We start from the raw sequence: 23,358 nt of genomic DNA, 5'->3' as shown, positions 1-23,358 counted from the left end.
TGAATCCCTGTTCCAAGCCAGCTGCGATCACAAATTCAGCGCATGTCCTCCATGGCCTTGTTGTATCTCTCCTGGGCGGCCGCGACCAGCGGGTCCGACTCGTACTCGGTCAGTTTATTCATGACGCCGAACATTCTCATCATCACGGCCATGAGCTTGTCGTTGAGCGGTTTGAGTTCAGCCGGGGGTTCCTCCTGGGTCTTGAACTCGGGAAATTTTTCCTCGATGGCTTTCATGGCCGGGGCCATTTCGATCATGGCGTCCGTCATGCCGTTGATCGCCGCGGCGACTTGCTCGGCGTTTTCAGCCTTTTCGAGGGCATCAACATACTTTTCATTGGCCTGAATCATCTTATCCATCACGGGGCCGACATCGGCGTATTTCCCGAGCGATGAGTAGTCCAATTCAACGGATACAGCGGCAGGAGCCTCGGCGGGGCCACTGTCCTTTTTACAGGCGGCGATTCCTCCGAGTAGGATAACGGCGAGTCCCAACACACATGCTTTTTTCATGAATCCTCTCCTCATGTGGGGAGTGCGGGTTCCAGATAATCCGGATAAACACCGGGAAGGAACCATCGGCTCCCGACGATGCACGGAATATATCTCCGATGTCAGGCTGTTGTCAAGCGAGTTGGCCCAAAATCTCTTCGAATGCCGCCCATTGTAGACATCTTCACTGATAAATATATTATTATCTGGTAGATGCAGCAGTCTGAGCGGGGTCATAAGGGCGGTCGCGCATGCGCTTGTGTACGCCGCGCTTTTTGGCCGCTTTCTTCATCCCCCGGTCACCGAAGAAGATATAGAGCCACTTGGGGATGAGGGCTTTGGCCATGACCGCCGTGGCTCTCCTGGGGACGTCCTCGCCCCGGAGCAGCGAAGCTGCGGTCAGTTCCAACGCCTCGACGGCTTTCCGGACCATGCCGCCCGCGTCCTCGAGGGGACGTCCGGCGACGGCTCCGCCCATTCCCATTGACAGGGCGCCTCCCCAATGGAATCCGGCCTCGGCGGCGAACCGGCGCATGATGTCGACCGCCTGCTGATTCTGGTGCGACTCCGGAAATCCGCACTGGACGATGGCCACGATTTTCGCCGGGCGCGCGCCGGACGAGGCGGGGTCGGCCGGCGTGTTTGCCCCGGACTCCGTCCTCCGGGCGGCGATGAGCTCAAATGCCTCGATGAGCGGTGCCGGAAGCTGGTCGACATACAGGGGGAAGGACACGATGAAAATCCCGGCCTTGTCCACGGCCTCGAGGAGCAGCCGTCTGTCTTCGATGGACCGCATGGCCGCCCCGATTGTGACTTCTTCGACGGCCAGGCCGCCGGTCTCGAGTTTATGGAGAAGGAATCGGCCGAGCGCGTGGGATGTGCTTTTCTTGCCCTTCGGACTGCCGACGAGAAGAAGGACCTTGGTTTTCATAGGGCTTTCTCCATCAGATCCAAGGCCGCCATCACCGCGCCGTCAATATCCGTCTCCCCGGTGTTTTCGTAAAAAATCCGGGATTCCGTCGCGACGCTGCCCAGATTCAGGGCGTTTCTTCGGACAAGCCTGTGGAAGATCCGTTCGGATTCGGCCTCGGGCTTGGGGAGCGTTCCCAGGCCCAGGAAAGCGCGTCGCTTCTCGTACCTTTGGGGGTGATGAATCTCGCCCTGGATCTTGATGAAAAAGGGCAGAATATTGGGGATGGCTCGGTCGAGCGACTTCTTGAGGATCGAGGAATATCCTCCGAAAGTGACGGCGGTCGTCCAGATCTGGATGTCGCTTGCGGCCATCGCTTTCAGCACGGCCTCCTGGTCGTCACGGATGGCACAGATCCCCGGATGTTTCATCCAGCATGCGAAACAGCCCAAGCAGGGCTTGATGGTCATGGCGTTGAGATCGAATGCCGTAAGTTGCCAGCCCCGGTTTCGGACTGCGGCTGCAACGCGGTTCTTGATTGTCCGGCAGGATGCGCCTCGATCTCCGGACGCTCCGCCGTTGAGAAGCATGACTTTCATCTGTTGTCCATCCGACGGAAACGGTAAGGACCTGTCAGCATGCAGGCATGTCTTCTGCTCATCATGATGCCAACCCTCCCCACTCTTTGGATTTTTCGAAGGGCCGTGTATTCAAAAAAAGTCATTATAAGCCGGAACCGGCCGCCGAAAAAGAAATATTTTTCGCTATCCCTGCCTTGCCGCCGGAAAGACGGGGTCACTTGCGCGCGGCGGGAGGCACCCAGTTTTCAATGAACCGTTTGGGTCCGCCTTCATGCTCTTCGACCAGAGCTTGAAAAATCGCCCGCAGGTGATCGTAAGGGAGCGTCCCGATGATCATCCGGTTGTTGATGATCATTGTCGGGGTTGAGCGGATGCCGTGGGTGAACTTCTCCGACGTTTTTTCATATTCGGTCCCGGTGTCGATAATTCTTTTTACAAGTTCCCTTACGGCGGGATCGGCTGCGGCTTCCGTCGCTCCATATTTTTCCGCCAGAGTCGCCCGCCACTCCGGATTTTTTGCCGAGCGGAAGTTGTCCCAGATCTCGTCATGGATCTCGATGAAGCGATCCGGAACACCGGCCGCGATCCAGGTCAACTCGCAGGCCCCGGGGTGAAGCCCGGCTTTTTCCGGAACGACGTTGTTGCAGGCGCCGTCAAGAGGAAAGAACTGGATGGCGACATTGATCTTCCCGGAAAACTCCTCTTTGAGCCTGTCGATCTGCTGAGCCAGGTAGAGGCAGTCGGGGCAGAGAAAATCGGTGTATTCGATGACTTGAATGGCCGCGTCTTCAAACGTCTCCGTGGATTTCACCGACCAGTAGGGTGATAAAAAGCTCGGCGAGTCGACCTTGGGGAGTTCGTAGAACTGCTTGACGATGTTCACGGCGGTGCCCTCCTGGGCATCCTTGCGGGCGTTGTGGTATTCGATCATGCCGAAGGCTCCGGCCAGGGCCACCACGGCGAAGATGGAGAGCAACTTGAATGACGGTTTGCCGAAGCGGACAAGGAGACTTCTTCTTTCGCGATCGATGCCGCGGGCCCAGAAGAGTGCGAAGTTCATGATTGAGAACAGGTAAAAGCCCGTGCAGAGGAGGCATAAGCTCCCGAGACCGAAAATGGAATACAGGGACAGAGCGACCACGCCAAGGACATTGAACAATGAAAGGAAGGCATTGGTCCGCTCAAACTCCGAAGAGGGGAGGACCGCGCCCAGAACGATGAGGGACCCCATGAACAGGCCGAAATAGCCGAGCGGAATGCCCAAAATTTGGGAAATGGCGGAGAAGGCCGAGCTGTCGCAGTTAAAAAACGCGCTGACGTCGCAGAATGAACCCGAAAAGATCGTCTTGGGGTAGTTGGCCTTGAAAAAGTGGTCGATGGTCATTGCCGACGAGACGATCATCCCCGTCCCGGCAATGAAGCTCAGAATTCGGGGCATGGTCAGGCCGTCGAGCGTCAATGTCCTGCGTTTGCCTGGGTTCACGGGCGTCTCCTTTCGCCGGGCGTTTCGATTTATCCCGACATTATACATCGGTTCTCTCATTTTTTACATCGATTTCCTCCCGTGTGCTTTGGCTGCTGGAAAATATTGATAATAAAGAAATTAGAGCTAAGAACCCCCATTTTTCGGTCGAAAATTTGATAACTTATTTATTATCAGCAAATTCCAGCAGCCAAAGCGGAATGGAGAGAGGGCTTCCCATTTGGTCTTAATATGTGTAATATCCGATATGTCAAACGGGTCATTATCGGCATTGTGTCGACGATCCTGAAAGTGAGAGATAGTGAATCACAATAAGACTTGGACGATCCTTTCAGGTATTTGTCTCCTGTCTCTCATGTTCTGCGCTCCGCGGGAAACCCCGAAGGCCGCGGAAGACGTACAGCAGATGTTCTGGAATAACCTGCAGAAACACTGTGGCGCAGCTTTCGCCGGTCATCGCACCGTTGCCCGGCCCGCGAATGAAATGCTGGCCGGCGACGAACCTCTGATCGCTCATTTCCGCGAATGTTCGGAGTTAAACGTCAAGATCCCGTTTCACATCGGACCGAGCGAAAACACTCCCGTCCCGGCCGACTCTCCCGACGGCTGGGACAGATCCCGGACCTGGATCTTCACCCGCCACGACGGCCGCCTCGAAATCCGTCATGACCACCGCAAACCCGATGGAAGCGAGGACGAAAACACCTGGTACGGTGGGTTCACCGAAACGCCGGGCACGGCCCATCTTCAGGAGTTCATTTACCACGACCGCAAGGACCCCGATGGGTTGCGCTTGGGGTGGAGAATCGAAATCCATCCCGGCGATCGCTTTGTCTACGGAACGATCCGGGGAGACGATTGGACATGGCGGATCGAATTCGATCTGAGCCGGGAGATCGATGCTCCGCCCGCCCCCTGGGGCCATGAAAGACCATAAATTGCTGAAGCCAAGCAAGGAGAAAAGGATGTTCATCAGGATCACCGCACTCAGTCTCATGATCGGCCTCGTCTGTTCGGGCCTCGCCGTCGTGCCCGTTCCGGACGCATCGGCCGCCCAGACCCTATCCGGAACACAGGATGCCTCCGGCGACGAAAAACCCGTTCCGTTTCTCGTCCGCAGCGGCATCCCCGGAGTTGCCGACGTCACAATCACCAGGCACGATTATAAGGAAACAAAACCGCTCGTGACCGGCGAATTCGACATCCAGCACTATTTCACATACGGAGAAGTCATGTTCTGGATGTCCCACTGGGCCGACAAATATCCCGACCTCGTCGATGTCTATCCCGTGGGCAAAACCCTTGAGGGCCGAACCATCTGGCAGATGACCATCACCAACAAATCGACCGGTCGGGCCGGTCATAAGCCGGCCATGCTGGTCTCGGCCAACCGCCACTCCGGTGAAGTCACGACGGTTCCGGCCGCAATGCTCTTCGCTCATACTCTCCTCACCGGATACGGTTCTGATCCCGAAATCACCCAGCTTGTCGACACCCGCGCCTTCTTCGTCCGCCCCAACGAGAATCCCGACGGATCCGAACTCTATTTCAACACGGTCCTGCGCAACCGCTCCACAAACCGTCCCGTCGACAACAACGGCAGCGGCCTGGCCGACGACGACATCGAACAGGACCTCGACGGCGATGGGCACGTCGTCCAGATGAGGCAGCACGTCGGACCCGGCAAGGGAACGCATATTATCGACCCCAAGGAGCCCCGCAACATGCTGCGCGTCGGCGAGGGAGAAGGCGATTATCTCATCCATCCCGAGGGGCTGGATTCCAACGGCGACGGCCGCATCAACTCAGACGGCATCGGCGGGCTGGACCTCCACCGCAACTATCCCCAGGCCTGGCGTCCGATGGCTGAGGAGACGGGCATGGGCTGGACTCAGGGCGGGGCGGGGGAGTACCCTCTCTCCGAACCCGAGATCCGATCGATGTTCCTCTTTCTGGTCACTCACCCCAACATCTCCGTCGTTCAGAGCATGGACACATCGGTGCCCATGCATCTCCGTCCGCCCTCGACTTCGGCCACCGAAGAAACCATGTATACCATGGATGCCTCTTACTACAAGCATTTCGACGCCGAGGGCATGGAACTCAGCGGCTATCCCAAGGCCGGCGACGTTTATAAGGAATTCATGACCCGGGATCCGGAACGGCCCCGCTGGTATCCGCTCTTCGGCCACGGCCCGGACTTCGGTTATTTCCAGTACGGCGCCATCTGGTACGGCGACGAGCTATGGGGCCGGCACGCTTTCATGGAGGACTACAACGACGACGGCGAAATCAACGTCTATGACGAATTCTGGCTTCACGACAACAAAGCCGGATTCGAAGGCATCTTCGTCGATTGGAAGCCCTACGATCACCCCCAGCTCGGACCCGTCGAAATCGGCGGATTCATCACCAAGTTCTGGACTCAGAACCCGCCGACGGTCTGGTTGCCCAAGGTCGTCGAGGCCCAGCACCGCTTCAATATGCTTCTGGCCAAGTCCCTGCCGCGCCTGGTCATCGAGGATGTCTCCATCACAAGGGCCGAAGGCGAGGCCTCCACACTGACCGTTACGGTCTCCAACGAGGGCTTCCTTCCCGATGCGCTGAAACAAGCCCATCAGATCAAGATTGTGAAAATCAGCCAAGCCGTTCTCGAACTGTCGGAAGGGCTGACGCTGGTCGAGGGGGAAAGCGAGCGGGATCTCGGGTTTTTCGCCGGTGAAATCGCCGATGACGGAAACGACCGTTTCTTCACCTCCGGACCCTGGGAGCGCTCGAAGACCCTGACCTGGAAGATCCAGGGAACAGGCGAGGCCACGGTGACCATCCGTTCGACCCGAGGCGGCACGGTTTCCGTAAAATTAAACAAAAATTAGGGCGGCCCCGCTGGAAGCAGGGCCGCCGGGATGTGCCGGAGAGGTTACTTGCCCTTGCGGATGTAGATGTTGCCGGAGAAAGTGGTCAGGCTGATCTCGGGACCGCCGCCGTTGATCGCACCGACGACGGATCTGTCAAAGGTGATCCGGAACCTCTCTCTTTCTCCTCGATCGGACCTTTCGTGGCGGGCCGGGCTCTGGTTCATGACCATGTCGAAGTCGGTATAGATTTCGCCCTGATCCGTCTTCATTCTCAGGGAGGCTTTGGCATTTGCGGGCAGCGTGACGTCGATATCGCCGCTCATCGTGCTGAAAGACAGCGGTTTGTCGGATGCGAATTTGGACGTGGCGATGTCGATGTCGCCGTTCACGGTATGAACGAGAACATGACCGGAGACGTTCCGCACGGTCACCGGGCCGTTGAGGTTGTTGATGTCGATTTCTCCGGAAATCCCCTCGACACGAACGGTTCCGTCCATCATTGACCGGATCTCGAGCGACGCCGAAGCCGGCGCCTGAATGACGACATCGACGGCCGATCTCAGGGAGGAAGTCCGGATCCGGACGGTATTGTCGCTCTCCTCGATGGACAGGCTCGATGACGAAGACGAGACGAGTTTCAGGCCCTCGGCTTTCTTCTCACGGGCTTTGCGGCGCTCGGCGGCTTTTTTCTGACTTTCCTCTAAGAATTGGTGAAGATCCTTCTCCTTGATGACGACCTTGGCCAGGGCCTCCTGCTCGGCCAGGCTCTTGGCCGGGGCGGGTCTTTCGGGCGGAGCGGGCGGCGCCGTCGGGCGCGGAACAGCCATTGTGTAGCGCTCACTGCCGTAGATCTCGGATAATGCCTTTTCCCGAGTTCTGGACTCGACAATGATCTCGCGACCCTCGACCGCCCGGACTGTGACACTTCCCCGCATGACCGAAATCTCAATTTTTGCGGGCTGAGACGGGTTGCTCAGGGGCACGACGGCCCTGTCGGGGGGTGTGTCGCCGGCTGTCGTCTGGGCGGGAATCCAACCGAACGTCCCGATCATCAGGGCGCCCAACACGGCGATGTTGCGGATGTGTTTTTTCATAATGTTCTCCTAGAGTTGTTTCAAACCTTGTTCGGCCCGGTTTCGGACCGCGGGGTCGATAAGATTTTCGTTATCGATCAGGTGCTTGAGGGCTTCGGCCGCCCGCTCCTCACGGACGTCGACGAGGAAATCGATAATGGCGATCTGGACGATGGGATAGGCCTGAACGGTCAGAGAGCGGACCAGGCCCTCTCGCACGCCCGGCCGATTGCGGAAAAGATACAGGGCTTCGACGGCGGCCAGACGGACGTTGGGATTGGGATCGCCGTTGACGGCCGCGATCAGCGCCTCCAGAGTCGTGCCGTCCGGCGTGTCGACTGCGGTGCTGAAGCCGATGCCCAGAAGCCGATCCGCGGCCGAGGGGCGATCCATGAGATTCAGGGCGACTTGTTGACGCATGTCTTGGACCTCCGCGGACAGGACGGCGAGCCGCCGGGCGCCGTCCGGACCTCCGGCCAGGAACCATCCGGCGCCGATTCCGAAAAGCAGAAGAAAAGCTGAAAACGATGCGGCGAAGGCCGGGCGTCTGAAAGCGAACCATTTGCAAAAGTTTTTAATCGGCCGTTCACCCAAGCTCGCCGCCGCCTTTCGCCCAGACGCGGCGGCAAGGACCGCCTTCCGCTCCTCGATCATGGCATAGAATCGGTCCCGGAGTCCGGATCCCGGCCGCTCCTCAGGCAGAACGCCGAGTCTGGCCCAAATCAGGGTCAGATTTTCGAGTTCTTCACGGCAGGCCGTACAGCCGGAGATATGATCTCTGATGCCGTTCCTTGCCGCCTCGTCAAGATCTCCGGTCAAGTAATCGGAGAAATTGTCGAGTATGGTTTCACATGTCATGGCATTGTCCCTCCGCGAGTTCTCCGTAGATCCGGCCGAGGTCCTTGAGAGCCCGGTGGACCTGGGCCTTGACCGTCCCGACCCGGCAGCCGAGAAGTTCGGCGATCTCCCGGAGTTTGAGGTTCTGAAAGCGAAAGAGGACCAGAACTTCCCGTTTCTGAACGGGCAGGCGGTCGAGGGCTTGGCGGATGAGCTCGGCCTCCCGGTCGGCCTCGTAGGCGGCATCGGGGAGAAGCGCAAGGTCCGGCGGTTCGGTGAACTGTTCGGCGAGGGGAAGTTCGCCCTTTCTCTTCCTCAAATGATCGATGTGAACGTTTCGTGCGATCTGGAAGAGCCAGACATTGAATCGGCCGTCGCCCTGGAAGCCGCTCCGGTATTTGAGAACGCGCATGAAGACCTCCTGGACGAGGTCTTCGCTCACGGCCCGGTTGCCGGTCAGACGGAGAAAGAAATTAAAAAGCATGATCTGGTGCCTTTCGAAGAGGACGGCCAGCCTCTCGATCCGGCCGTCCCGGACTTCCGTCATCAGTTCACAGTCTGTCGGAGACATATGGGCTTTGGTCCTTCTTCTCTCGCTTTCAGCCTTCATGATGACATACCAAAACCGAGGGAAAAGGTTGCAAACCGGTGCGGGGCCGCTTTTTCTTGACAAACGCTTTCAGCGCCCGGTATCCTAAAATTATCAGCTCGAATTGAGCAGAAAATAAAGGAGGAAAATGAAATGAGGAGAACTCTTGCCGTAATTTCGGTATTGTGTTTTGCAGCCGTTTCCGTATTTTTTGTGGCCGCTTCGAACGGATCAAATTCCGGTCAGGCCCTTGACGACATGATCCAGGATAAGGTCGAGGTCTGGGTGGAACTCGACATCTCCAATCTGAATGAACACAGCTTCACGGCCGGCTATCCGCCGCAGACCGTGAGAAGCACCACGGACATCAGCTTTCGCAGAGCCGGTGTCTGGACTTTCGCCCGTATGAAGCCGAAATTCGGCGGCGGATACCGCGTCTTTCCCGGACGTCTGCCGAAAACGGAATTTCCCACGGTTTCGAATGTGGCCGTCACGGCGAGCCACCCCTGCCAGGATGGGGAGGGTCAAGTCATCGGCCGGGAGACCGTCCATCCCTCTGCGAAGGTTCATCCTGCGTTGGGGGGGATCCAGCTCTTTGCTGTGCCCGGGGGACGGGTGCGCGTCCATCTCATGCCGAGTCAAATCGATGTGGATCACGTCGAATGTTCCCATGAGAATTGCAACGCGGGTTTTGCGAGCGGCTGGATCACGATCGGTGAGAATCCGGAGACCACGGTCGAGGATGAGGACGGGTATGAGGAGGTCGGAGGATACGATCTGGGGGAATATGATTGGGATTCTCTGAAAGCGCTGGCCAAGGGAGGCGAACTGGAACTCACGTTGCCTCTAACCGCGGACGGCGTTCAAAGGGAAGACTATGAAGATCCTCCGGGATATGCCGCAAGCAATGTGGAGACCTACCGCGTCAAGGGATGGATCGGGCCGATAACCAAATAACTCGCTCTCTCCCCGGCCGTCATTGAGGCCGGCGCGAAGCCCAAGAAACCGGTTATCCCGGCCTTCTTTTCTGTCCCGACCCGGACGGGGTTTCCTTCAAGATCACAAGGGTTTAGGAAGAACCGCGCGCCGGCGGACGGATCGGGCCCCTAGCCCAGGACGGCTTTTTCGAGCGCCGCGGCATTGAGTTGTTTGCGGCCCTTGATCGTCCGCTTGCCGTTTGCGAACGTCGTCAGGATGCACTCCCGGTGGACGGTGCAGTCGCCGGCGGCGTCGGGGGCATAGCCGTTGCATGTCCGGAGAACGTCCGGCGAGATCTCGTCGATGAGGACGATCTTTCCGTCTCCGTGCTTCAACCGGCCCAGCTCGAATTTGCCGTCGATGACGTGAATGCCCTTTTCGGCGAGGTCGCGGCAGACGACTTCGGCGATGTCCTTGACAAGCTTGTCGATACCCTCGATTTCTTCCCGGGTCATGACACCCGCCGCTTCAAGCGCTTCGTAAGTGATGAGGATGTCGGCATCCCCCTTGGTCCAGGCCTCGACGACGCGACGGAGGTTTTTCCCCGGCCGGACGAACGGGTAGCGTCTCCAGAAACTGCCCATGGCGTTGTTGCGCCAGGTCCATTCGAGGTTCTGCAGGGGAACGGAGCCTTCGAATTCCGGCCCTCCCGCAGGCAGACCCAGGGGGTCGGCGGGCTCGACGATCATGACCGAATCGCCGGCCGTCGTGATGTAGTGCGTGGGAATGCCGCTTTTTTTCAGGAGCTCGAAGAAATACGCGGCGAACTTGAAGGCAATGGCGCCCTTGCCCGGAATTTCGCCGACGACGGTATCGTAGCCCGGATCGAAAACGGGGTTGCCTTTATCGTCGAAGTAGCCGGTTCCTTTATCGGTGAAAACGAAAGCGTATTTTTCCGCATACGGTCCGTCGGGGATGCGGTAGACATCCTTGGACTTGCCGGCATAGACCAGGTTTTCTTTTGTGAAGATGTTTGTAAGCTCCATCGTCGCTTGCCCTTTCTCCTGGGAATTTTCAGATCATTTATAACGGCGGACCTCAATGGTCGTCAAGCGTGAGCGAGCTTTGCCTCTTTGACCTCGAAGAGATTTCCATCATCGTCGCGGATGAAGGTCACCCAGGAATCTCCCTTGGACGCCCGGCTGACAGGGACGCCGAAATCCCGGCACCGCTCGAGGAGGCGGGTCAGATCGTCCGTTTCGAGGCAGACATGGGCCGGGGGCGGCGCGGCCGCGGGGTCCGCGTCTTCGATCAGAAAAATCTCGACATAAAGGCGGCCGTTGGAGTAGTTCCGGATCGGCAGTTCCCGGTCGATGCCGAAGAGGGAGTGGGCCAGTTCGGCCGGAACGGATTTGGTCCCGAGGAATTCAAGGCCCAGGACTTCTCCGTAGAAGCGGTCGGCTCTTTCGGTGGTCCGGCAGCACAGTCCGATGTGATGCAGGCCGATACGGCACTTCTCATCGTCCATTCTTCAGCTCCTCTCCAAACCGTGGGGCCGGATGATGACCTTGATCGCTTCCCGGCCGTCGAGGACGAGCCGGAATCCCTCGGCGATTTCCGATAGGGGAAGCCGGTGGGTGATCAGGCCCTCGACATCGACGGCGCGTTCGGCCAGAAGATCCATGGCCTCCCGGATATCCGGGGGTCCGCAGTAATAGGAGGTCAGAATCCGGACTTCCTTCATCCAGAAATCATTGATGGGGACGACGACTTGCTTGTCCGGACCGGGCACGGCGAAAAAGACGATCGCGCCGCCCTTATTCAAGGACGCCCAGGCCTGTTCAACTGCGGAAAGAGCCGAGGTCGTGAGAATGACGAGATCGGCTTTTTGCCCGAGAAATTCCTCCGTCCGCGCCGGGACGTCATCGCCGGCAGGAACGACAAGGTCTGCGCCGAAGCTCCGGGCGGCCTCAAGCTTTTGGGGCTGAACGTCGGTCGTGACGACGCGGCTCCCGGCTCTTTTGGCCATTTGGATGTGGAGAAGCCCCGACATCCCGCAACCTAGGACGAGAACTGTGCGGGCAGAGTCCGCTTCAGCCAGCCGGCGGGCCCTGACGACGCAGGCCAAAGGCTCGATGAAGGTGCTTTGTTCATAGGAGAGGCTTTCCGGGAGGGGATAGATCCCGCTTTCGACGAAGACCCGGGGGACGAGGATGTCCTCGGCGAATCCCCCCGGCAGGCGTTCCTTGATTTCCCCACACTGGGGAAAGTGGCCGTCCCGGCAGAGCGGGCATTTTCCGCAGGGGATTTTAGGGGGGATGAAGATCCGGTCGCCGGGCTTGAATCGGTCGACACCGGGTCCTGTTGCCGCGACTTCGAGTCCGAGCTCATGTCCTTGGACGAGAGGGGCCCGCGGGAGCCGGTACCACTCGACGACATCGCTGCCGCAAATGCCGCAGGCATGGACTTTGGCCAGGATTTCTCCCGGTCCCGGCTCAGGCCGAGGAACGTCCGTGATGCGGATGTCCCGGTTGTTGTACCAGAGGGCGACTTTCATGTCCGGCGGGTGAGCTCCTCGTAGAGGGCCAGCGCTTTTTCCGGCGTCTCGTTTTCGTGGACGACGGCCCGGACGGCCTTGATCATGGCCGCGGGATGATCGGACTGAAAGATGTTGCGGCCCATATCCACGCCGGCCGCGCCCTCCCGGCAGGCATTGGCGGCCATGCGGAGAGCGTCGAGTTCGGGCTGTTTCTTACCGCCGGCCATGACGATGGGGACGGGACAGGCCGACGTCACGGTGTCGAAACCGTCCTCGACATAATAGGTCTTGACGATGTGGGCGCCGAGCTCGGCGCAGATCCGCGTCGCCAGCCGGAAGTAGCGGGCGTCCCGCTTCATGTCCTTGCCGACGGCCGTCACGGCCAGGGTCGGGATCCCGTAGCGGTTCCCCATGTCGACGACTTCGGTCATGTTGAGGATGGAATCGTGTTCGTGTTCGCCGCCGATGAAGACCTGGACGGCCATGGCAGAGACGTTGAGGCGGATGGCGTCCTCGATGTCGACGGCGACGCCTTCGGCCGAAAGCTCCTTGAGGATGCTGGCGCCGCCCGAGACCCGAAGAACGATCGGTTTGGGAGATGCGGCCGGAATGACGCTCCGGAGAATGCCGCGGGTCAGCATCAACGAGTCGGCGTAGGGGAGAAGCGGCACAATATTGAGGTCGACGCGCTCCAGTCCCGAGGTCGGCCCCTGAAAATAGCCGTGGTCGATGGCCAGCATGACCGTCCGTCCCGACTCCGGGTTGAAGACCCGGGCCAGCCGGTTTTTGGCGCCCCAGTCCAGCGAGCCGCAGCCCTTGAGGAAAAAGCCCTCGCTTTTCTGGGGGATGTCCGGGGCGTAATCCTTGGCGGTTTTATCGTCGGCTTCGGGCATGTTGCGTCTCCTTTTTCAATGGATTGGGTTTCGTCTCAGAGTCCATGATTTTACCGGCCTTTTTGCCGGGACGCAAGATTGGAATCAGAATTTGGCAACGGCCTCGATAAGACGGGCCAGATCCCGGAGGTCGTTCAAGTCCAGGACCTCGACGGGGGAGTGGCTGTGGAGGCCGGACCAGGAAAGCCCGGCGTAGAGTGCGCCGTATCGCATGAACGGCGCCCCGTCCGTTCCTCCGCCCGATGCCCCCCGCTGCAACGCGATCCCGGCTTCGCGGGCCGCCGCGGCGATGCGTTCCATTTCCTGAGGTTTGCTGACACTCGCACCGTCCAGGCCGCGGAACACCGGCCCTTTCCCAAGCAGGGTGTAGGCGAAGCGCGGACTCTCAAGAGGCGAGTCTGAGGAAACGAAAGTGTCGACGGCATAGGCTGTCCGGATCGTCGGTCCGAAATGATCGGCAAGGGCATGGGCACCGACCAAGCCCACCTCCTCCTGAACGGTCCAGGCGAAGATGACCCTGCGTGGCAGCGTGTCCGGGTCGATCTCCTCCAGGGCCAGGAGAAGCGCCGTGATGCCCGCCCTGTCGTCCAAGGCCCGGCCGGTGAAGAGGGTCCGGCCCATTCGCCCGGCCTTTTTATGGGCCGTCACCTGGGCCCCCGGGCGGACGCCCGCTGCGGTCAGGGCGGCCTCGTCCATGCCGAACCAGGCCTTCAGGGCCGGAGGCTGCTTGCCCTCCGGTTGATCCCGGGGCACGAAGATTCCGCGCAAGGGAGGCCGGCCGGATTTCGGGTCGAAGTGGAGAAGCGCCGGTTGGCCCTCCCAGAGAGAGCGCATCATGGAGCCGCGCGCCCGCAGCGTCGCCGTGCCGTCAGGAGCCACGGAATCAATCTCCCAGCCGGTCTCGTCCATGTGGGCGAGGAAGATGATCGGGTCCCGGTCGGGGCCCATTTCCAAAATGATGTTGCCCAAGGCGTCGATCTGGGCTTGGCGACGAGCCCAGCCGGGGAGCATTTCCAGGACGGCATCGCGCACGATATCCTCGTGACCCGAGACGGCCGGCAGGTCGGCCAGAACGGCCAACATGCCGGCGATACGATCCAGATCATCCTGCCGCCTTTCCGATGTCTCGGGCCGGGGAGGGAGCGCGACCCAAGCCGCTTCATCCGCCGGAATGCCCGCGGCTTCAGCCACACGGCGGCGCAGGGCGACGGCGTCACGGAGAGAGACGCTTTCCGCATGGCTGCCTGCATGAAGAACCGGCGGAGACACGATCTCCACGAAGCGGAGCCCCGTGCTTGGCGGAACCCAGCGCGGCGCGTCGATTCTTTTGGAGAGAACGCCCTGGGCGACGGGCCGACCGTCGAAAGCTCCATCGCCGACCAACGTGAGCGCGTCGACACGACCGAATCGGGCCAGAGCCGCCCCGAGCCCGGCATGGCCGAAGCTTCCCATCGTCGCCAGTACGAAGATCGTTTCGCCTTCTTGGACCGGTCCGGCGGCTGCGCCGGCCACTGCCGCGCAGCCGACCCTCGATGCGGCTCCGGGCCCTGTCGCATGGTCCGCATATGTCCAGAAGGGCCAATCCCGCACGAGAGGATCGAGAAGTTCGATACCCAGGGCCTCAACCTCCGCTGTGTTGCGCGCGCCGACGTCGAGATAGAGGTCCTCGATCACGGCCGGTTGATCGGGTCCGGCGGGACCGCGAAGGTGCGTGCTGCGGACCGTCATGACCCCGGCGACCGGACCGCGACGGGTTAGGACGCGGATCTTCTGCCCCTCGTGGAGCTGATGCCGGAGAGGATGGCTGCGCCCCGATCCTGCGGTCTGCACCCGGAGCCGGCCGTCCTCGCGGATCTGACTGACGACGTATCCGGCGAGATCGAGGTTGGCGGCCACAACTCGGCGCGGAGTCCCCTGTCCCTTGCGGAAGATCCAGTTGCCCGCCGGGTCGCGTTCCCATTCGGGAAGGACTGCGGCAAGCGCCGGTGCGGCCAGTTCTTCCCAGCCCGGGGGAGCGTCGAGGGCGATCCAACTTGCCAAAGTGTTCAAGGCCGCCTGTTCTGAAGTCTCCTGTGACACCTCGGCTCCGTCCCGCGGATCCGCCGTCGCGTCCGCGGCCGAAAAAGCCGGCAACGCGAAGGCGGCGATGATCAGAATGGCTGTTTTCATGATTCACTCCTTATACGCCGGACCGCCTGCAAGGGGCTTTCTTCTAATTACCACAATTCGATGCGGCTTGACATCCGGATTTTTATGAATCATGATATGAATCAAGATAAAACATATCATGAATCACTGATGGGGCGGAGCGACCATGAAATCGATCAGTGTCCACGGTATCGATGAAAAATTGGAAAAGGCGATCAAAGAGCGAGCAAAACAGGGCGGAAAAAGCGTCAATAAAGTTGTGAGAGAGTTGATCGCCAAGGCCCTCGGCCTGGGAGAGCGTCCGCCCGACAACAGGGAGGAGTTCGCCGACTTGTGTGGTGCGTGGAGCCGGGAGGAGGCCGTGGAGTTCATGGAAACCGTTGCCGATTTCGACACGGTGGACGAAAAGGACTGGCGATGAAATTCGTCCTGCTTGATACGAACGCTTACGTCCGATATCTGGCCGGCGACGAAAAAGTCCTGGACGCGCTGGCCCGGGCCGAGCGCATCCCCATGTCCGTTTTTGTTCTCGGCGAACTGTATGCCGGGTTCCGGGCCGGCTCCCGGGAAAAAAGGAACCGCCGGATTCTTGAACAGTTCCTGGCCAAGCCCGGAGTCGCCGTCCTCGAAGCCGGACGGGAAACCGCCGAATATTTCGGGATGATCAAAGCCTCCCTCAAGGAAGCCGGACGGCCGATTCCTTTGAACGATGTGTGGATCGCCGCCCAGGCCCTGGAGACGGGCTCCGTTCTCGTGACATATGATACGCATTTCAGCGCCGTCCCGGGCCTCCGTGTTTGGGACGAGCTTGTATGATCGATTTCATATTCTGAACGGAGGAGACCAAAATGCCTCGGCTTCGACTCAAACCCTTGGACGCCTATCCCTTCGGCACGGATATCAAGGTCCGTATCACGGACCTGAACTATGGGGGACATGTCGGGAACGACACTTTCCTCTCCCTCATTCACGAGGCGCGGACGGCCTTTCTTGCATCCCATGGCTTAAGCGAGACCGATTGCGGTGGGGTTTCTCTCATCATGGCCGATGCCGCGATCGTGTTCATGGCCGAAGCCTACGCCGGAGATGTGCTCCAATTTGAAGTTGCGGCCGGAGAAGCGACGCGCTGCGGCTTCCGTCTCTTTTACCGCGTGACCCGCCCGGCTGACGGAAAAACGATTCTTCTCGCCGAGACGGGCATGGTCGGCTGGGATTACGAGGCGGAAAAGGTCATGCCGTTTCCCGCCGCCGTCCGCGAAAAATTCGGGATCTGACTGTTTACTTCCAGTCCGGCAACCGGCCCGGTGTGTAAGGCGCCCCGACGGCGTCCAGTCCCTCCTCGATGGCCTTGACGTCCTCGGCCAGAATCTTCTTCAACTCGTCGTGGACCGGCTTGAACTCCTTCTCGGCGATGACGAAGGCATCGCGCTGGGTTTGGGTCGGGGCCGAAGTGGATCGATACTGCTCGCCGGCAATCCGTCCGATACGCGATGCGATTCCCGGCAACGTGTCCTGATCCAGACGCGACAGCAGCCTGTCCCCGGTCATCCGAAGCTGCAGGGATTCGATCTTCGTTTCGAGGGTTCTAACAGCCTCGAGAATGTCCTGGTGGGAGACCGTGACGCTTTTTAGAGAGGCGCGATAATGCCGGGTGAGGGTGTTCAGATCGCGCAGAACGGAAGATGCGGCCGTGACGGAATGGGCCAGCTTGCGAACCTTTTTCTGGAAGGCGGCGAGTTCGGCCCGGTCGGCGGCCGGAAGCGTCAGGGCGGTCAAAGCCCGGACATTGAATGTCACAGGGCCGGAGAGCTCCTTGATGTTTCCATCGATGCTCACGGCCATCGAGACGGTGTAATTCCCAGGGATGACGAAGGTGCTCGAGGGGCCGGACGAAGCCGGTGAGGCCTGGGCGGGGTTTGCCGGGACGAGGCCGGGGTAGCGGAGGTCCCAGGCTGCCCGGTTGATGCCCTTGCGGGCCGGCTCGCGAAGGATGCGGACGACCGTGCCGTCCTCGTCGGCGATGGTGAACAGGAGAACGGCGGGTTCCTGCGCCTGTTCGGCCCGGAGACGTTCGGAGGAGGGATAAGGGACGGGTTTTCCGGCTCTAACAAGGCCGGCTTCCTCGTCTTTCCGTTGATCACGGAGCGACTTCGGGACGTCCTTGAGATGATAGGTGAAGACCGCGGCAACTGGCGGGTTGGGCGCCGTGAAATAGTTTTCGCCTTGGAAACCCTTCTCGCGCGAGCCGAGGCTGCCCAATGGCTGCTTCTCGACAAACATCCAGGCCTCCTTGACGGGGAAGAGGTGGCCGTCCCGGGCCAGGACGCCGGGCTTGACGTCGCGGAGCGCGGAGTAATCGTCGAGGATATAGAAACCGCGGCCGAACGTCCCCAGGACGAGATCGCTCTCGCGCTTCTGCACGGCCAGGTCACGGACTGCGATGGTCGGCAGTCCGGCCGAGAGACGTTTCCAGTGGCGGCCGCCGTCAAGGGTAACGAACAGTCCAAACTCCGTCCCTGTGAAGAGGAGGTCGGGACGGATGTGATCCTCGGCCAGGGAGTAGACCGATCCGCGCTCGGGAAGATCGGAAGCGATGGACGTCCAGGTGCGGCCGAGATCCGTGCTTTTAAGGATGTAAGGCTTGAAGTCGCCGCGTTTGTGGTTGTTGAAGGCGGCATAGACGGTGTTGCGGTCGTGATTCGAGGCGACGACGGCGATCACGTAAGTGAGGTCGGGAACGCCGGGGAAGGTGTCGATTTTGCGCCAGGAGGCGCCGCCGTCATCGGTCACCTGGATGAGTCCGTCGTCCGTTCCGGCGTAGAGGAGGCCTTCGGCGACGGGCGATTCGTCGAGGGCGACGATGTTGCCGTACTGCGAGGTCGAGGCGTTCTTGGCCACGGCGTCCATGGGCCAGACGCGGCCCATGACCTCGAGGGTGTTGCGGTCGATGCGGCGCGTCAGGTCGTCGCTGGCGACCGTCCAGGAGTCGCCCCGGTCGTCGCTGCGGAAAACTTTATTGGCGGCGAAGTAGAGACGGGCCGGAGAGTGGGGACTGATGAAGAGCGGGGAGTCCCAGTTCCAGCGGTACTCGGCCTCGCCTTCGCGCGGTTTGGGTTGGATGCCCATGGCCTCGCCGCTTTTCCGGTCGAAGCGGACGAGGTTGCCGTGCTGGGACTGGGCGTAGACGATGTCGGGATTTTCGGGGTCGACGGCCGACTCGAATCCGTCGCCGCCCTGGGTTGTGATCCAGTCGGCGTTGACGATGCCGTGGGCGCTTGTCGTCCGGGAAGGGCCGCCCAGGCTGTAGTTGTCCTGGGTGCCGCCGTAGACATTGTAGAAGGGCTCGGCGTTGTCGACGGTGACTTTGTAGAACTGGGTCACGGGCAGGTTGGGCATGTATTTCCAGGTTCGGCCGCGGTCGAAGGACTCGTAAATGCCGCCGTCGTTTCCGTTGAGGTAATAGTCCGTGTCGTCGGGATCGATCCAAAGTGCATGGGAGTCCCAGTGTTTACTCTCGTCGCCGAGGGCTTTCCAGGTTGCGCCGCCGTCGTCCGTGACCTGAAGGAAGACATCATGGGAATAAACGCGGTCCGGGTTTTTGGGATCGCAGAGAATTTCCTGGTAGTAGTTGCCGCTTGTGCTGTAGGCGCTCCGGCGCTCCCAGGAGGCGCCGCCGTTCACGCTCCGGTAGAATCCGCTTTTGTCCTCCTGGGCTTCGACGATGGCGTAGAGCAGGTTGGGGACGACGGGGGAGACGGCGAGTCCGATCCGGCCCAGGTCGCCTGAGGGGAGCCCGCGGACGATCTTGTCCCAGGTTTTGCCGGCGTCGACGGACTTGAAAACGCCCGAACCCGGACCGCCGCTGATGTAGGTGAAGACGTGGCGGCGCCGCTGGTGGGCCGAGGCATAGAGGATGTCGGGATTGTGCGGATCCATGTGGATTTCGCTGATGCCGGAGTCGTCGTCGACGGCCAGGATACCCGACCAAGTCTTGCCTCCGTTGGTTGTTTTGTAGAGTCCGCGTTCGCCGCCCGAACTCCACAAGGGACCATAAGCCGCGACGTAAACGACGTTCGAATCGCGGGGATCGACGGTGATCATGCCGATGTGCTCGGAGGCTTTGAAGCCGACATGTTTCCAGATGGCGCCTCCGTCTTCGGACTTGTAAACGCCGTCGCCGTAGCCGACGCTGCGCTGATTGTTGTTCTCTCCCGTTCCGACCCAGACGACGTTCGGATTGTTGGGATCAAGGGTTACGCAGCCGATGGAGTAGGAGCCCTGGGTATCGAAGACGGGGGTGAAGGTCGTTCCGGCGTTCACCGTTTTCCAGACACCGCCCGAGGCGGAGGCCACGAAGAATTCGTGGCGCTTGCCGGGGCGCACGGCAAAGTCCGCGATGCGGCCCGAAGTCAGAGCCGGGCCGATGGACCGGAGCCTGAAGGCGCCGAGGGACAGGCCGGCGTAAGGGTCCGCGTCTTTCGAGCCTTGAGGACCGGCCTTTGATTGTGCGGAAAGCGGCGCAGAGGGGAGGGCCGCGGCTATGAGGACAAAGACCAGAGCGGCGGCCAGGATGTGTTGGGCTTGGATTCGGGCGGGCATTTCGACCTCCTGAGACGGATTGTCCGATGAGACGGAGATCGAATCATAATGCCGGCAGCGCCGGGACGTCAAGGAATAGTGATTGTTTCAGCGAGTGGCCGAATCCAAGCAAACTTTAAATTTCGGGCTCGCAGATCCGCCGGTGAGGCAGAGTTCCCTCCATTGTGAATTCACCGTTATAGCTGATGGTCGCTTTGATATGCCCTATGAAATCGATTTCTTTTCCAGGGGGTCTTTTTTCATTGTGTCTCATCCATTCACTGCCTGATTGGGGATCAAAAGGAATATGCTGGAAAGCGATATGGGCCTTTACGAAATCGAATTCCTTGCTCAGTGCGATGATGTCATTGAGTGCCGAGATGACCTCGTCGATATCTTCAAACATCTGGTCATTCCAGGTCAGTTTCGGATTTTTCAAATAAGTCTCGCCCATCGAATTGTTCCAGTCTTTATGTAGCAATATTTCCCCATCCGTTTTTTTCATTGTGAGGAGATTGACTAAATTTTCGGTATCCCCTTGGATCTTAGCCCTATAGTTGACAAGAGACCCGGGCGCCAAGCCGTAGGTGAACTCCGGTTTTTCACGGAGGACCGGAGCTTCGGTTGGGTGCGGATCCTTGACGGCCTCCGGTGTCGCGCTCTCTCCATTCTTCGTACAACCCGTGAAAACCATCGCGGCCAGGACGACAATGGCCATCCCGATCACAAATTTTCCATGTTTCATCACTTCCTCCTTTTTAATTCACATTCGATTCGCACTTTTTCCTGGATGATTGTTTGCCGTCTTGCGACCACCCCCCTTCGCTCCGGTCCGGCACCTTCCCGAGCGGCCGGCGGCCTAAAGTTTTTCGAACTTTTTAAGTTCTTTGAGATAGTATTCCTTTTGTTTTTTCAGGATATTCTGAAAACGGGGATCTTTTCGGAGTGTATTGAAGCGGGCATTCCGGGACAGGGAGGGATAGGAGTAAAGATACATCAGTCGCTCCTGAAATCCCTTTTCGATCCCGAATTCGATGTTTTGAAGGGCCTCGTCCCTCATCCCGAGTAGAAGATAAAGACATGTGGATTCCGGCAGGAGCCATCGCCTCGCCAGGATATTTTCCGGCACAGGGTTTTCTTGCGATCCGCTTATCAACTCCAAAGCTTTCTCTTTTTGTCCCCGGGTTGCCGCGAGAAGTGCGGAGGGGAGGTAAGGACGGCGGTTCTCGGGATGGAATTTTTCGTAGTTTTGCAGCTGATTTTCGGCTTCTTCGAGACGACCCATCATGACGAGGTTGATGGCAAAGGCGTTCAACACCTGGAGGTCCACCGGGTTGATGATGAACGCCCGTTGTGTCAGTTTCAGGGCCTTTTCGTATCGGCCCATATAAGCCCGGCACTGGGCCATCTGGATAACGGGTTCCGGATTGACGGGATCGAGGCGGGCGGCCCGGTCAAGATATTTCACGGCTTGGTCATAAAGCCCCAGGCTTCTGAGGAAGGCTCCGGCATCCTGATTGACCATGACATTTTTCGGATCAAGTTTGAGAGCCCTCTGAAAATACTGGAAAGCCTTGTTATTGTCGCCATCGTAAAACGAGGCCCAGCCGAGGCCGAGATGGGGTTCGGGCAGATGGGGACCGATATCACCGGCTTTGCGGTAGGCCCAAAACATGCTGTCCAGGTCTTCTTTGTTTCGATGGTGACCGGGACGGTTGTAGCGTGCCTCGTAGACATTGCCCAAAGCCCAGTAAGCGAGGGCATAGCGGGGATCGATCTCGATGGCCTTTTCGAAATGCCCAACGGCCTCATCAAAGTCGTCGCGGGAAATCTCCATGCCGTCCAGGTAATGATTGTAGGCTTCGAGGTTTTTCGGCTCCCGGTCAAGCTTGACATTCCGGAGCCGTTCCTCGATGAAAGTGATCTTGAGGGCCCGGGCGAGTTGCTCGGGCAGCTCGTCCTCGAGCTGGAAATAGTTGTCTTTGGGGCCGAGGTTGAAGGATTGGACGATTTCGCTTTTGGAGGCGTCAATCAGGTGGGCCGTCAATCGATAATCGGCTTCGCCCGCGCTGGGGTAAAGACGCAGAAGATATTTTGCGCTGAGATCCTCCCCGATCTGCATGTCGCTGTGGCGCGGATTCCCGTAATCCGACATGGTTTTCCAGGGAACGAAGTCCAGACGCGGGATGCCGGCAATGAGCTTGTTGATGATGTTCTCCTGCAGGCCGCGAAAATGACTTGCATCCGCTTGATCGACATCCCTTCTCAGGTCCAAAAGCACGGCGATCTTGTGGGGCGTGGGCTTCAGGGGGATGTTGTGGATGGCCAGAAAGGCGATAGCCGTCAGCCCGGCGATACCGGCGGCCAGGCGAAGGACACGAGCTCGATAGGAAGGCGACGATGTCTTTTTCTCATGGGGCCGATTATCTTTCTCCAAACGATCGAGATCGACCAGAATCTCGGCTGCGTTCTGATAGCGCTTCTCCGGCTGTTTCTTCAGACACTTCATGATGATCCGGGCCAGCTCGGAAGGAATATCGGGATTCACCTCGCGGGGATTTCGGGGCGATTGAGTCAAGTGTTTATGGACCAGACCGGCGGCGCTCGAGGTTCTGAAAGGAGGATGTCCCGTGACCATTTCATAAAGCACGATGCCCAGCGAATAGAGGTCGGCCCGATGGTCGACGGTTCGGTTTTCGATCTGTTCGGGGGCGATGTAGGCCGGAGTCCCCTCGGCGGGTCCCTTTTCTGAAAGCTCGACCGATCTGGCCAGCCGGGCCAGGCCGAAATCCATGATCTGCGCCTTGCCGTCTTCATCGATCATGATGTTCTGAGGTTTCAGGTCGCGATGAATGATGCCGCGGCGATGGGCTTCGGCCAGACCCCGGCAAACCTGGGCGGCGATGGGAACGGCCTGAGAGGCGTCGAGGCGGCCGACTTTCTTGATGAGGGCCCGAAGATTTTCGCCCCGGACATATTCCATGGTGATGAAAGGCATGCCGTCCGTTTCGTTCAGGTCGAAAACGCGGGCCACGTTTTGGTGAACGACTTGGCGGGCGGTTTTGAGTTCGGCCCGGAACCGATCCAGGGTTTTGCGGTCTCCGGCCGCTTCGGCTTTGATGAGCTTGAGAGCGATCTCCTCATCGAGCTTCTTGTCGAGAACGCGGTAAACCCGGCCCATGCCGCCCGCGCCGAGCTGTTCGATGACCTGGTAACGGGAGGCGAAGATGTCGCCGGTCCGGAGGACGGCCCAGGGGAGGATTTGGGTTTCAGAAAGAGTTTCGCCGGCTTCGCCGGAAAGGGACGACTCTGGAAGTGGAGTCCCGCATTCGCCGCAGAATTTCCGGGTGTCGGAGTTTTCTCCCGAGCAATTGGGACAATTCATTCAGGCAACCCCTTACCGTAACACATTCAATATAAGCACAATCGGGGTTCAAGTCAACCGCGGAGTTCGGATTTG

The 23,358-nt window shown here is 59.4% G+C and carries 21 protein-coding genes; 6 read left to right on the top strand and 15 right to left on the bottom strand.

Annotated features, from left to right (window positions below):
- Nucleotides 1-35: 35 nt before the first annotated feature.
- From SCM96_01080 to SCM96_01065, 4 genes are all read right to left on the bottom strand, one after another.
- Entirely contained in the window at nucleotides 36-512 is a 477-nt protein-coding gene (locus tag SCM96_01080; GenBank protein ID MDW7759215.1) for a hypothetical protein, read from the bottom strand.
- 181 nt (nucleotides 513-693) lie between these two features.
- Complete coding sequence (locus SCM96_01075) at nucleotides 694-1,422, bottom strand: NAD(P)H-dependent oxidoreductase (GenBank protein ID MDW7759214.1); 729 nt, start codon at nucleotides 1,420-1,422, stop codon at nucleotides 694-696.
- Nucleotides 1,419-2,000 carry an NAD(P)H-dependent oxidoreductase gene (locus SCM96_01070; protein MDW7759213.1) on the bottom strand — a complete coding sequence of 194 codons (582 nt, stop codon included), beginning with the start codon at nucleotides 1,998-2,000 and terminating at the stop codon, nucleotides 1,419-1,421. The genes SCM96_01075 and SCM96_01070 overlap by 4 nt, the downstream gene beginning before the upstream one ends.
- 196 nt (nucleotides 2,001-2,196) lie before the next feature.
- Nucleotides 2,197-3,465: a vitamin K epoxide reductase family protein gene (locus SCM96_01065; GenBank protein ID MDW7759212.1), complete on the bottom strand. Its 1,269-nt coding sequence runs from the start codon at nucleotides 3,463-3,465 to the stop codon at nucleotides 2,197-2,199.
- Nucleotides 3,466-3,871: 406 nt separating this feature from the next.
- Here SCM96_01065 and SCM96_01060 point away from each other — a divergent pair, with 406 nt between their 5' ends.
- Nucleotides 3,872-4,402 (top strand): hypothetical protein, encoded by a 531-nt coding sequence (locus SCM96_01060; GenBank protein MDW7759211.1) that lies wholly within the window; start codon nucleotides 3,872-3,874, stop codon nucleotides 4,400-4,402.
- Nucleotides 4,403-4,430: 28 nt separating this feature from the next.
- Nucleotides 4,431-6,341 (top strand): M14 family metallopeptidase, encoded by a 1,911-nt coding sequence (locus SCM96_01055; protein MDW7759210.1) that lies wholly within the window; start codon nucleotides 4,431-4,433, stop codon nucleotides 6,339-6,341.
- Between the two features lie 44 nt (nucleotides 6,342-6,385).
- On the opposite strand, the gene SCM96_01050 is transcribed toward SCM96_01055, so the two are convergent.
- Genes SCM96_01050 through SCM96_01040 form a run of 3 tightly spaced genes read right to left on the bottom strand, consistent with a single transcriptional unit; the run spans nucleotide 6,386 to nucleotide 8,804 of the window.
- Nucleotides 6,386-7,417, bottom strand: a complete 1,032-nt coding sequence (locus tag SCM96_01050) for a DUF4097 family beta strand repeat-containing protein (protein MDW7759209.1) — start codon at nucleotides 7,415-7,417, stop codon at nucleotides 6,386-6,388.
- 9 nt (nucleotides 7,418-7,426) lie between these two features.
- Nucleotides 7,427-8,254, bottom strand: coding sequence for a HEAT repeat domain-containing protein (locus tag SCM96_01045; protein MDW7759208.1), 828 nt, complete (start codon nucleotides 8,252-8,254; stop codon nucleotides 7,427-7,429).
- Nucleotides 8,244-8,804: a sigma-70 family RNA polymerase sigma factor gene (locus tag SCM96_01040; GenBank protein ID MDW7759207.1), complete on the bottom strand. Its 561-nt coding sequence runs from the start codon at nucleotides 8,802-8,804 to the stop codon at nucleotides 8,244-8,246. Before SCM96_01040 ends, SCM96_01045 begins: the two co-directional genes overlap by 11 nt.
- Nucleotides 8,805-8,975: 171 nt before the next feature.
- On the opposite strand from SCM96_01040, the gene SCM96_01035 reads away from it, so the two are divergent.
- A complete protein-coding gene (locus SCM96_01035) occupies nucleotides 8,976-9,779 on the top strand; it encodes a hypothetical protein (GenBank protein ID MDW7759206.1) in 804 nt (267 codons plus the stop codon).
- Between the two features lie 149 nt (nucleotides 9,780-9,928).
- Here SCM96_01035 and SCM96_01030 read toward each other — a convergent pair whose 3' ends face one another.
- The 5 genes from SCM96_01030 to SCM96_01010 form a co-directional block, all read right to left on the bottom strand.
- Nucleotides 9,929-10,786 (bottom strand): phosphoribosylaminoimidazolesuccinocarboxamide synthase, encoded by an 858-nt coding sequence (locus tag SCM96_01030; GenBank protein MDW7759205.1) that lies wholly within the window; start codon nucleotides 10,784-10,786, stop codon nucleotides 9,929-9,931.
- A gap of 62 nt (nucleotides 10,787-10,848) precedes the next feature.
- Complete coding sequence (locus SCM96_01025) at nucleotides 10,849-11,268, bottom strand: VOC family protein (GenBank protein ID MDW7759204.1); 420 nt, start codon at nucleotides 11,266-11,268, stop codon at nucleotides 10,849-10,851.
- A gap of 3 nt (nucleotides 11,269-11,271) precedes the next feature.
- Nucleotides 11,272-12,297, bottom strand: coding sequence for a zinc-binding dehydrogenase (locus SCM96_01020; protein ID MDW7759203.1), 1,026 nt, complete (start codon nucleotides 12,295-12,297; stop codon nucleotides 11,272-11,274).
- Nucleotides 12,294-13,172: a 3-hydroxy-5-phosphonooxypentane-2,4-dione thiolase gene (gene lsrF / locus SCM96_01015; GenBank protein MDW7759202.1), complete on the bottom strand. Its 879-nt coding sequence runs from the start codon at nucleotides 13,170-13,172 to the stop codon at nucleotides 12,294-12,296. The genes SCM96_01020 and lsrF overlap by 4 nt, the downstream gene beginning before the upstream one ends.
- 84 nt (nucleotides 13,173-13,256) lie before the next feature.
- Nucleotides 13,257-15,341, bottom strand: a complete 2,085-nt coding sequence (locus tag SCM96_01010; GenBank protein MDW7759201.1) for a M20/M25/M40 family metallo-hydrolase — start codon at nucleotides 15,339-15,341, stop codon at nucleotides 13,257-13,259.
- A gap of 145 nt (nucleotides 15,342-15,486) precedes the next feature.
- On the opposite strand from SCM96_01010, the gene SCM96_01005 reads away from it, so the two are divergent.
- From SCM96_01005 to SCM96_00995, 3 genes are read left to right on the top strand one after another with little or no spacing between them, the layout of a single operon-like run.
- Entirely contained in the window at nucleotides 15,487-15,741 is a 255-nt protein-coding gene (locus tag SCM96_01005; GenBank protein ID MDW7759200.1) for a ribbon-helix-helix protein, CopG family, read from the top strand.
- Entirely contained in the window at nucleotides 15,738-16,136 is a 399-nt protein-coding gene (locus SCM96_01000; GenBank protein MDW7759199.1) for a type II toxin-antitoxin system VapC family toxin, read from the top strand. Before SCM96_01005 ends, SCM96_01000 begins: the two co-directional genes overlap by 4 nt.
- 32 nt (nucleotides 16,137-16,168) lie before the next feature.
- Nucleotides 16,169-16,594 carry a thioesterase family protein gene (locus tag SCM96_00995; protein MDW7759198.1) on the top strand — a complete coding sequence of 142 codons (426 nt, stop codon included), beginning with the start codon at nucleotides 16,169-16,171 and terminating at the stop codon, nucleotides 16,592-16,594.
- 4 nt (nucleotides 16,595-16,598) lie between these two features.
- On the opposite strand, the gene SCM96_00990 is transcribed toward SCM96_00995, so the two are convergent.
- The 3 genes from SCM96_00990 to SCM96_00980 all read right to left on the bottom strand — a co-directional run bounded on the left by SCM96_00990 (nucleotide 16,599) and on the right by SCM96_00980 (nucleotide 23,283).
- Entirely contained in the window at nucleotides 16,599-19,919 is a 3,321-nt protein-coding gene (locus SCM96_00990; GenBank protein MDW7759197.1) for a glycosyl hydrolase, read from the bottom strand.
- Between the two features lie 115 nt (nucleotides 19,920-20,034).
- A complete protein-coding gene (locus tag SCM96_00985) occupies nucleotides 20,035-20,643 on the bottom strand; it encodes a hypothetical protein (protein ID MDW7759196.1) in 609 nt (202 codons plus the stop codon).
- A 114-nt stretch (nucleotides 20,644-20,757) separates the two neighbouring features.
- Nucleotides 20,758-23,283: a protein kinase gene (locus SCM96_00980; protein ID MDW7759195.1), complete on the bottom strand. Its 2,526-nt coding sequence runs from the start codon at nucleotides 23,281-23,283 to the stop codon at nucleotides 20,758-20,760.
- Between the last annotated feature and the right edge of the window lie 75 nt (nucleotides 23,284-23,358).

The organism is Acidobacteriota bacterium (assembly GCA_033549365.1).
GTDB lineage: Bacteria > Acidobacteriota > Aminicenantia > Aminicenantales > Saccharicenantaceae > JAWSUF01.
This window is presented reverse-complemented; position numbering and strand designations above follow the sequence as displayed.